Raw genomic sequence first — 8,763 nt, 5'->3', positions numbered from 1 at the left:
CTCACCCTGGGCCTGGACCGCGACTCCGGTCTGGCGCTGCTGGCGCACGACTTCGACGAGCGCGACCCGGCCGTCAAGGCGCTGATCTCGCGTGCCATCGCCGCCTGCCGCGCCACGGGCAAGTACATCGGCATCTGCGGCCAGGGCCCCTCTGACCACCCGGATTTCGCCGAGTGGCTGGCCGACGAGGGCATCGTGTCCATCTCGCTGAACCCGGACACGGTGGTCGACACCTGGCAGCGCCTGGCCGCCAAGTGAGGCCGCACCGGGCAGGTTGCCCGTGAGGGGCGCCTGCCCAGGGCCACGCCCACATCGCCCGCTCCGCGCCACCCCCGGGTGGCGTTTTTGCTGTTATACTCGCGGGTTTTCCGAATGTTGAAGCTTCCCGAAGTGGAAGCAACAACCCTTGCCGTCAGCGGGTTTGACGCTTCGCGACGGCTTCCATCCCACCTTCTCACCCGTTGAGAGGTGGGGAATCCACAAGGAGTCACCATGCGTCACTATGAAATCATCGTGCTGATCCACCCGGATCAAAGCGAGCAGGTTCCGGCCATGCTGGAGCGTTACAAGACCCTGATCACCACCACCGGTGGCCAGGTGCACCGCGTTGAAGACTGGGGCCGTCGTCAGCTGGCTTACCAGATCAACAAGCTGGCCAAGGCGCACTACCTGTGCCTGAACGTCGAAATCAGCAAGGAAACCCTGGCTGAAATCGAAACCGGCTTCAAGTTCAACGACGCCGTGCTGCGTCACCTGACCGTGCAGAAGGACAAGGCCGAGACCACTCCTTCCGTGATGATGAAGCAAGTCGAGCGTGAAGAGGCCCGCAAGGCCCAGCAGGACCAAGCCGCTGCCTGATCCATGCCGCTAGGCGTGAATCGGCTGCCCGTCCAGCCTTGACGTGACGAAACCCGCCAGACCCTGCAAGACATGAACCAAGTCCTGCTGTCTGCCCGGATCATCGAACGCAAGGCACTGCGATACACCCCCGCCGGACTCCCTGCCCTGGACCTCGTGCTTGAACACGAATCCGAGCTGCAGGAAAACCAGCGAAACCGCAAGGTTCAGCTGGAGATGAAGGCAGTGGCCGTTGGCGACATCGCGCAAGCGTTGAGCCGGCTGCCCATCGGAGAGGCCCACGGCTTCACCGGTTTCCTGGGGTCACCGCGCAACGGACGTGGCGTGCTGCTGCACATCACCGCTCTACAAGACATCGTTTAAACCATCCACCGGATATTGAGAGGTCATCATGGCTGCTCCCCGCTCCAAGAACGGCAAGTTCTCCAAAGACCGCAAGGGCAAGCGCAACACGCAATCCCTGCTGTTCCGTCGCAAGCGCTTCTGCCGCTTCACCGTCGCTGGCGTCGAACAAATCGACTACAAGGACGTTGACACCCTGCGCGACTTCATCGCTGAAAACGGCAAGATCATCCCCGCACGCCTGACCGGCACCCGCGCGATCTACCAACGTCAGCTGACCACCGCCATCAAGCGCGCTCGCTTCCTGGCCCTGCTGCCTTACAGCGACCAACATCGCGTCTAAGGAGTCACCGTCATGCAAATCATCCTCCTCGAAAAAGTCGCCAACCTGGGTACCCTGGGTGACGTGGTCAAGGTCAAGGACGGCTACGCCCGCAACTTCCTGATCCCGACCGGCCAAGCTCGTCGCGCCACCACCAAGGCCGTCGCCGAGTTCGAAGCCCGTCGCGCCGAACTGGAAAAGGCTTCTGCCGAGAAGCTGGCAGCTGCCCAAGCCGTGGGCGAAAAGCTGGGCGGCAAGACCGTTTCCGTCAGCCAGAAGGCTGGCGTGGACGGCCGCCTGTTCGGCTCGGTCACCAACTTCGACATCGCCGAAAGCCTCAAGGCTGCCGGTTTCGACGTCGCCAAGCAGCAGGTCCGCCTGCCCAATGGCCCGCTCAAGACCACCGGTGAACACGCTGTGTCCGTCGCCCTGCACACCGACGTGGTGGTGGACGTGACCGTCGCCGTGGTTGGCGAAACCGTCTGATCTGTTGACAGATCCCGGGGCGCTTCGGTGCCCCGATCATGCAAAGCCGGCGCAAGCCGGCTTTGTCGTTTCTGGGTGTCCGCTGCTCGGTGAGCGCACGAGCGGGCAGTTGTCCACGCGTTTCCCCAGGAAGCCCCCAGGATCCCCCACGCTTGCCCACAGCTTTATCCACAGGCCCCGCGCGTCGACGGCCGTATGATTGAACACATGGCTGCAGTCTTCCCCAACGCATCAACTTCCACGCCCACGGGCCTCAGCGTGGGCGCCTCCGGCGGCAGCGACGAGATCGCCCGCCTGCGCGTGCCACCCCATTCCATCGAGGCAGAGCAAAGCGTGCTGGGCGGCCTGCTGCTGGACAACAGCGCCTGGGACCGCGCCGCCGACCTGCTGCACGAGGGCGACTTCTACCGCCACGAGCACCAGCTCATCTTCGTGGCCATCCAGCAGCTGGTGTCGGCCTCCAAGCCCGCCGACGTCATCACCGTTTTCGAGCAACTGCAAATGCAGGGCAAGGCTGCGGACGTGGGTGGACTGGTCTACCTCAACAACCTGGCGCAGTCGGTGCCCAGCGCGGCCAACATGCGCCGCTACGCCGAGATCGTGCGCGAACGCGCCGTGCTGCGCAAACTGGTGACGGCCTCCGACGAGATCGCCACCAACGCCTTCAACCCGCAGGGCAAGTCGGTCTCGGACATCCTGGACGAGGCCGAAGCCCGCATCATGAAGATCGGCGAAGAAGGCAGCCGCAACAAGCAGGGCTTCTTTGCCATGGACGGCCTGGTCGTCGACCTGCTCGACCGCGTGCAGGAGCTGGCCGACAACGGCGCCGAGGACGTCACCGGCGTGCGCACCGGCTTCATCGAAATGGACAAGATGACGGCCGGCCTGCAAAAAGGCGACCTCATCATCCTGGCCGCGCGCCCCTCGATGGGCAAGACGGCGTTCGCGCTCAACATCGGCGAGAACGTGGCCGTCAACGAGGGCCTGCCCGTGGCGGTGTTCTCGATGGAAATGGGCGCCTCGCAACTGGCGCTGCGGATGGTCGGCTCCATCGGTCGCATCAACCAGCAGAACCTGCGCACTGGCCGCCTGACCGACGACGAATGGAGCCGCCTGAGCGAGACGGTCGAGAAGCTGCGCCACGCGCACGTCTTCATCGACGAAACACCCGGCCTGTCGCCCAACGAGTTGCGCGCACGCGCGCGCCGCCTGGCCCGACAGTTCGGGGGCACGCTGGGCCTGATCATCATCGACTACCTGCAGCTGATGAGCGGCTCGGGCGGCAACGAAGAAAACCGCGCCACCGTGATTGGCGAAATCTCCCGGGGTCTCAAGGCCCTGGCCAAGGAGCTGCAGTGCCCGGTGATCGCGCTGTCGCAGCTCAACCGCTCGGTTGAAACGCGGCCCGACAAGCGCCCCATGATGTCCGACCTTCGCGAATCGGGCGCCATCGAGCAGGATGCCGACGTGATCATGTTCATCTACCGCGATGAGTACTACAACAAGGAATCGAAGATCCCCGGCACGGCCGAGATCATCATCGGCAAGCAGCGTAACGGCCCGGTGGGCAGCCTGCACCTGGCCTTCCTGAAGTCGAACACGCGCTTCGAGAACCTGGCGCCCGGCACCTACATCGGCGGCGACGAGTACTGATCGCCACCGCCAAGAACAACGGCCCCGGAGCTCGCGCTCGCGGGGCCGCTTTCATTCGAAGGCCTGTCAGCGATCAGTCGTCGCTGCCACCCAGCGCCATCAGCAACTGCAGCAGGGACGTGAACACGTTGTAGACATTCAGGTACAGCGCCAGCGTGGCGGAGACGTAGTTGGTCTCGCCGCCATCGATGATGCGCTTGATGTCATAGAGGATGAAAGCCGAGAAGATCAGCACGGCCATGGCCGAGATCGCGAGCATCAGCGCCGGCATCTGCAGCCAGATGTTGGCAACCGCAGCCACGATCAGCACCAGGAGGCCAACGAAGAGCCACTTGCCCATGTTCGACAGGTCGCGCTTGACCACGCTCGACAAGGTGGCCATGGCGGCAAAGATCAGCGCCGTGCCGCCGAACGCCATGCCGATGAGCTGGGCGCCATTGCCCAGGCCCAGCGCAAAGCTGAGCAGCCGCGACATCATCAGGCCCATGAAGAAGGTGAAACCCAGCAGGAGCAGCACGCCCACGCCGGAGTTCTTGAACTTCTCGATGGCGAAGAAGAAACCGAAGGAAATCGCCATGAAGGCGATGAAGGTCACGAGCGGGCCACCGAGGCTGAAGCCGCCCATGGCGACGCCCATCCAGGCGCCCAGCACCGTGGGCAGCAAGGACAGCGCCAACAAGGCGTAGGTGTTGCGCAGCACGCGCTGACGCTGGGCCGAGCCAACAGCGCCGCCGTAGACGACGTCAATGGGCTTGATCGAACGATCCATGAATTTCTCCTAAGTGATGTGAGCGGCGAGACCGAACTCGCGCCAATGCGCCGATGTTATGTCATCTGCCGGGCGCGCCCAAGTCTCCACACGCGGGCCACCCTCATCACAGGGTGATCAAGGCCAGATGGAGGCTCAGGCCACGCGGCGGCGCAGCGACTCGTACAAGCAGATGGCGGTGGCTGCCGCCACATTCAAGGACTCCTCGCCACCAGGCTGAGGAATTCGAACGGACAACGTGCATCGCGCCATCAACTCGCCACTGACCCCCTGCCCTTCATGGCCCATGACCCAGGCGCAGGGCTCGGGCAAGTTCACACTGTGCAGCTCATTTTCAGTGTGCGAACTGGTGGCAACCAAGGGCACCCCCAGGCCGGCGAGGTCTTCGGCAGACAGTTGCTCGACCAGGTTCAGCCCAAAGTGCGCCCCCATGCCGGCACGCAGCACCTTGGGCGACCACAAACCCGCCGTGCCCTTGAGGGCCAGCACCTGCCCGACACCCAGGGCCGCCGCGCTGCGCAAGATGCTGCCGACGTTGCCAGCGTCCTGCAGGCGGTCCAGCACCACCGTGGGCACGCCCGATTGCACGACACCCGTCAGCGCATGTTCGCCTGCGAGCGGCATGAGAAAGCCGATTCGCGCGGGCGACTCCAGGCCCGTGAACACCTTCCAGAGCGCCTCGGGCACGACCACCACGCGAGCGGCCTGGCGGGCCAGCCGGGTGGCCAGGTCGGCACGCTCATCGTTGCCCTGCCCTTGACCATGCTCGCCGATCCAGGCGGTGTCGGCCACCACGGCCATGGGCGCGCGCAGGCCACGGGCCAGCGCCGCGCGGCAGAGGTGATCGCCCTCCAGCCAGACCTCGGCCTGCTTGCGGTAAGCCAGGGGCTCCTGGGACAGCCGACGCAGTCGCGAGATGAGCGCGTTCTCGCGTGAGGTGATGTGCTGAACGGAAGAGTCGGTCATGTGTTGTCAGCGGCGCAGGGGGCTGCCCACCACCAGGGTCGGGTCCGGCACCAGGCCCAGTACCACCTTCACGGGCCCGAAGCTGCGCCGGTGATGCGGTGTCGCGCCATGCTCGCGCAGGGCCGCCAAGTGATCGGCAGTGGGGTAGCCCTTGTGGCCATCGAAGCCGTATTGGGGGTGGGCCTGATGCAGCTCGTCGCAGAGGCGGTCGCGGTGCACCTTCGCCAGGATCGAGGCCGCCGAGATGGCCTGCACCTTGGCATCACCCTTGACGATGGCCTGGGCAGGCACCTGCAGCGGCGGCACGCGGTTGCCATCGACCTGCACCAGGGAAGGCTTCAGCCGCAGGCCTTCGACCGCGCGGCGCATGGCCAGCATGGTGGCGTGGAGGATGTTGAGCTCGTCGATCTCTTCGACCGAGGCCAGGGCAATGCTGCAGCACAGCGCCTTGGCCCGGATTTCGTCGAACAAGGCCTCTCGCTGGCGGGCGGTGAGCTTTTTGGAATCGGCCAGGCCGGCGATGGGGTTGAGCTCATCGAGGATGACGGCTGCCGCCACCACCGGGCCGGCCAAGGGGCCACGCCCCGCCTCGTCCACACCCGCCAGCAAACCGGTGGGCTCGACCGGGCACAGCAGGTCCAGCTGCCGGTCAGCGTGCAAGGGGGCAACCACCTCAACGCGCTTCGAGGACTTGCGCGATCGCATCGGTGGCGGCCTGGCCGGTGTTGCGGCGCAGGGTGTGGTGGAGTTCGAGGAAGCGCTGCTGCACAGAGGCGCTGCGCGAAGGGTCATCCAGCCAGGCGAGCACGTCCTTGGCCAGTTGCACCGGGTTGGCATCGTCCTGCAAGCGCTCGGGCACGACGAAATCGCGCTCGAGGATGTTGGGCAGGCCCACCCACGGCAGGTAGCCCATGCGCTTCATGATCTGCCAGCTCATGGGGCTGAGCTGGTAGGCAATCACCATGGGGCGCTTGAACAGCGCGGCCTCCAGCGTGGCCGTGCCGCTGGCGATGAGGGTGACGTCGCAGGCGGCCAGGGCTTCGTGGGACTGGCCATCGAGCAGGGTCAACGGGGCGTTCGGGGCGTGTTCGCGCACCAGCGGCTCGACCATCTCGCGCAAGCCGGGCACGACGGGCAGCACGAAGCGAAGGTCAGGGCGCTGCTTGGCGAGCAGGGCCACGGTTTGCAAGAAGCAAGGCGCGATGTGGCGGACCTCGCCACGCCGACTGCCCGGCAGCACCGCCACCAGCGGCGTCGATTCGGCGATGCCCAGCGCCGCACGCGCGGCCGCACGCGGCACCTCCAGCGGGATGGTGTCGGCCAGCGGGTGACCGACGAAGCTCGCGTTGATGCCGGCGTCCTGGTAGATCTTCGGCTCGAAGGGGAACAGGCAAAGCATGTGGTCCACCGAGCGGTGGATCTTCTTGATGCGCCCTCCCCGCCAGGCCCAGATCGAGGGGCTGACGAAGTGCACGGTCTTGACGCCCTGCTCTTTCAGGCGTGCTTCCAGACCCAGGTTGAAGTCGGGGGCATCGACGCCGATGAACACGTCGGGCCGGTCGGCCAGCAGGCGGTCGCCCAGGCGGCGGCGGATGGTCCAGATCTCGCGGAAGCGCCGCAGCACCTCCATGTTGAAGCCGTGCACCGCCAGCTTGTCGTGCGGCCACCAGGCCTCGAAACCTTGAGCGGCCATCTTCGGGCCGCCAATGCCTTGCGAGCTCAGGTCAGGCCAGCGTGCCTTCATGCCACCCAGCAGCAAACCGGCCAGCAGGTCACCGGAGGTTTCACCGGCGACCATGCCGATGCGGGGATCGGACCGACTCACCTGTCAGCCCCTTCAGCGCACGATGCCGCGCTTGGCGTCGGCCAGGAAGGCCAGCATCTTGTCGATGTCGCCTTGCACACCTTCGGCCAAAGCCTCAGGCGCGGACTTGAGCGCCGTGATCTCGTCCACCGAGGCGGCCAGCGTCAGGCCCTTGCGATACAACAGCTTGTACATGGCCTTGAGGTTGGCCAGGCGCTCGGGCGAGTAGCCACGGCGACGGGGGCCTTCCTGGTGCACGTTCTGCGCTTCGGCCGGGTTGCCCGCAGCCACCACAAATGGCGGCAAATCTTGCGACAGGCGCGTCTGGAAACCCAGCATGGCGAAGTCACCGATGCGCACGAACTGGTGGATGCCACTGATGCCGCCGATCAGCGTGAAGTTGCCCACCGTCACGTGACCCGCGAACTGCACCGAATTGGCGATCACGTTGTGGTCGCCGATGACGCAATCGTGCGCCACGTGCACGTAGGCCATGATCCAGTTGTCGTGGCCGACCTGGGTCACGCCCTTGTCCTGCACCGTGCCGGTGTTGAAGGTCGTGAACTCGCGGATGGTGTTGCGGTCACCGATGATGAGCTGCGTGGGCTCGCCCTTGTACTTCTTGTCCTGCGGGTCGGCGCCCACCGAGGCGAACTGGTAGATCTTGTTGTCCCGGCCGATGGTGGTCACACCTTCGATCACACAGTGCGCACCGATGCTCGTGCCTTCACCGATGCGCACGTTCGGCCCGATGGTCGTGAACGCGCCCACGCTGACCGAATCGGCCAACTCGGCCTTCGCATCAACGATGGCGGTGGGGTGGATGTTCGCCATGGGCTCAGGCCACCTTGCGCACGGTGCACATCAGCTCGGCCTCGACGGCGAGTTCTTCGCCCACCATGGCGCGGGCCTTGAACTTGTAGATGCCACCCTTGTTGCGGTCCATGAAGACGTCGAGGAAGAGCTGGTCACCCGGCTCGACCGGGCGCTTGAAGCGCGCACCATCGATGCCCACGAAGTAGTACACCGAGTTTTCGTCGGCGGCGTTGCCCATGGTCTCGAAGGCCAGCAGCGCAGCGGCCTGAGCCAAGGCTTCGAGCATCATCACGCCGGGCATGACCGGGCGGCCCGGGAAGTGCCCCTGGAAGAACGGCTCGTTGATGGTGACGTTCTTGAGTGCGCGGATGCGCACGTTCTTCTCAACCTCCAGCACCCTGTCCACCATGAGGAAAGGGTAACGGTGGGGGAGCTTGTTGAGGATCTTGTGGATGTCCATCAGCTTTTCACTTCTTTTTCAAGGGCGCGGATGCGGTCACGCAGGGCGTGCAGCTGTCGCAGGGTCGCGGCGTTCTTTTCCCAGGACGCGTTGTCATCGAACGGGAAGACGCCGCTGTACTGCCCGGGCTTGAGGATGGAGCGCGAGATCAACGTGCCCGAAGAAACGTGCACGTGGTCCGCCAGCGTCAGGTGACCCAGGATCATGCCTGCGCCCCCGACGGTGCAATGTTTGCCGATGCGCGCGCTGCCCGCCACACCGACGCAACCGGCCATGGCCGAGTGCTC

General features: G+C 65.2%; 12 protein-coding genes and 1 pseudogene. 6 read left to right on the top strand and 7 right to left on the bottom strand.

Annotation, left to right across the window (positions count from 1 at the left end; all coding sequences use genetic code 11):
• The 6 genes from B2W70_RS09685 to dnaB all read left to right on the top strand — a co-directional run.
• The coding region (locus B2W70_RS09685; protein WP_349677446.1) for a putative PEP-binding protein at positions 1-258 on the top strand (258 nt) is incomplete at its 5' end.
• A 234-nt stretch (positions 259-492) separates the two neighbouring features.
• A complete protein-coding gene (gene rpsF, locus B2W70_RS09680) occupies positions 493-858 on the top strand; it encodes a 30S ribosomal protein S6 (protein ID WP_058086158.1) in 366 nt (121 codons plus the stop codon).
• Positions 859-930: 72 nt separating this feature from the next.
• Positions 931-1,221 carry a primosomal replication protein N gene (gene priB, locus B2W70_RS09675; protein ID WP_286745210.1) on the top strand — a complete coding sequence of 97 codons (291 nt, stop codon included), beginning with the start codon at positions 931-933 and terminating at the stop codon, positions 1,219-1,221.
• Positions 1,222-1,249: 28 nt separating this feature from the next.
• Positions 1,250-1,543: a 30S ribosomal protein S18 gene (rpsR, locus tag B2W70_RS09670; RefSeq protein ID WP_058086160.1), complete on the top strand. Its 294-nt coding sequence runs from the start codon at positions 1,250-1,252 to the stop codon at positions 1,541-1,543.
• 12 nt (positions 1,544-1,555) lie between these two features.
• The gene (gene rplI / locus B2W70_RS09665) at positions 1,556-2,008 is read left to right on the top strand and encodes a 50S ribosomal protein L9 (RefSeq protein ID WP_286745206.1); all 453 of its coding nucleotides are present in this window, start codon (positions 1,556-1,558) and stop codon (positions 2,006-2,008) included.
• Positions 2,009-2,215: 207 nt separating this feature from the next.
• Positions 2,216-3,661 carry a replicative DNA helicase gene (dnaB, locus tag B2W70_RS09660; RefSeq protein WP_058086162.1) on the top strand — a complete coding sequence of 482 codons (1,446 nt, stop codon included), beginning with the start codon at positions 2,216-2,218 and terminating at the stop codon, positions 3,659-3,661.
• 73 nt (positions 3,662-3,734) lie between these two features.
• Here dnaB and B2W70_RS09655 read toward each other — a convergent pair whose 3' ends face one another.
• The 7 genes and pseudogenes from B2W70_RS09655 to B2W70_RS09625 form a co-directional block, all read right to left on the bottom strand.
• A complete protein-coding gene (locus tag B2W70_RS09655) occupies positions 3,735-4,430 on the bottom strand; it encodes a Bax inhibitor-1/YccA family protein (RefSeq protein WP_286745202.1) in 696 nt (231 codons plus the stop codon).
• Positions 4,431-4,565: 135 nt separating this feature from the next.
• Positions 4,566-5,396: a TrmH family RNA methyltransferase gene (locus B2W70_RS09650; protein WP_286745199.1), complete on the bottom strand. Its 831-nt coding sequence runs from the start codon at positions 5,394-5,396 to the stop codon at positions 4,566-4,568.
• A 6-nt stretch (positions 5,397-5,402) separates the two neighbouring features.
• Positions 5,403-6,101 (bottom strand): ribonuclease HII, encoded by a 699-nt coding sequence (rnhB, locus tag B2W70_RS09645; protein WP_286745197.1) that lies wholly within the window; start codon positions 6,099-6,101, stop codon positions 5,403-5,405.
• Positions 6,070-7,194: a lipid-A-disaccharide synthase gene (gene lpxB, locus B2W70_RS09640; RefSeq protein ID WP_286745216.1), complete on the bottom strand. Its 1,125-nt coding sequence runs from the start codon at positions 7,192-7,194 to the stop codon at positions 6,070-6,072. Before lpxB ends, rnhB begins: the two co-directional genes overlap by 32 nt.
• A gap of 39 nt (positions 7,195-7,233) precedes the next feature.
• A complete protein-coding gene (gene lpxA / locus B2W70_RS09635; RefSeq protein WP_286745194.1) occupies positions 7,234-8,034 on the bottom strand; it encodes an acyl-ACP--UDP-N-acetylglucosamine O-acyltransferase in 801 nt (266 codons plus the stop codon).
• A gap of 4 nt (positions 8,035-8,038) precedes the next feature.
• Positions 8,039-8,479, bottom strand: a complete 441-nt coding sequence (gene fabZ / locus B2W70_RS09630) for a 3-hydroxyacyl-ACP dehydratase FabZ (RefSeq protein ID WP_058086168.1) — start codon at positions 8,477-8,479, stop codon at positions 8,039-8,041.
• Positions 8,476-8,763: pseudogene (locus B2W70_RS09625) on the bottom strand (UDP-3-O-(3-hydroxymyristoyl)glucosamine N-acyltransferase); the annotation flags it as partial. The gene fabZ and the pseudogene B2W70_RS09625, both read right to left, overlap by 4 nt.

Source organism: Aquabacterium sp. UBA2148, from assembly GCF_002328915.1.
GTDB classification, from domain to species: Bacteria; Pseudomonadota; Gammaproteobacteria; order Burkholderiales; family Burkholderiaceae_C; genus Aquabacterium; species Aquabacterium parvum.
This window is presented reverse-complemented; position numbering and strand designations above follow the sequence as displayed.

What these genes read in the sequence shown, in the direction of transcription:
- rplI (WP_286745206.1), top strand. Translation starts at nt 1,556, where the DNA reads ATGCAAATCATCCTCCTCGAAAAAGTCGCCAACCTGGGTACCCTGGGT.
- rpsF (WP_058086158.1), top strand. Translation starts at nt 493, where the DNA reads ATGCGTCACTATGAAATCATCGTGCTGATCCACCCGGATCAAAGCGAG.
- B2W70_RS09655 (WP_286745202.1), bottom strand. Translation starts at nt 4,430, where the DNA reads ATGGATCGTTCGATCAAGCCCATTGACGTCGTCTACGGCGGCGCTGTT.
- rpsR (WP_058086160.1), top strand. Translation starts at nt 1,250, where the DNA reads ATGGCTGCTCCCCGCTCCAAGAACGGCAAGTTCTCCAAAGACCGCAAG.
- dnaB (WP_058086162.1), top strand. Translation starts at nt 2,216, where the DNA reads ATGGCTGCAGTCTTCCCCAACGCATCAACTTCCACGCCCACGGGCCTC.
- lpxA (WP_286745194.1), bottom strand. Translation starts at nt 8,034, where the DNA reads ATGGCGAACATCCACCCCACCGCCATCGTTGATGCGAAGGCCGAGTTG.
- priB (WP_286745210.1), top strand. Translation starts at nt 931, where the DNA reads ATGAACCAAGTCCTGCTGTCTGCCCGGATCATCGAACGCAAGGCACTG.
- lpxB (WP_286745216.1), bottom strand. Translation starts at nt 7,194, where the DNA reads ATGGTCGCCGGTGAAACCTCCGGTGACCTGCTGGCCGGTTTGCTGCTG.
- rnhB (WP_286745197.1), bottom strand. Translation starts at nt 6,101, where the DNA reads ATGCGATCGCGCAAGTCCTCGAAGCGCGTTGAGGTGGTTGCCCCCTTG.
- B2W70_RS09650 (WP_286745199.1), bottom strand. Translation starts at nt 5,396, where the DNA reads ATGACCGACTCTTCCGTTCAGCACATCACCTCACGCGAGAACGCGCTC.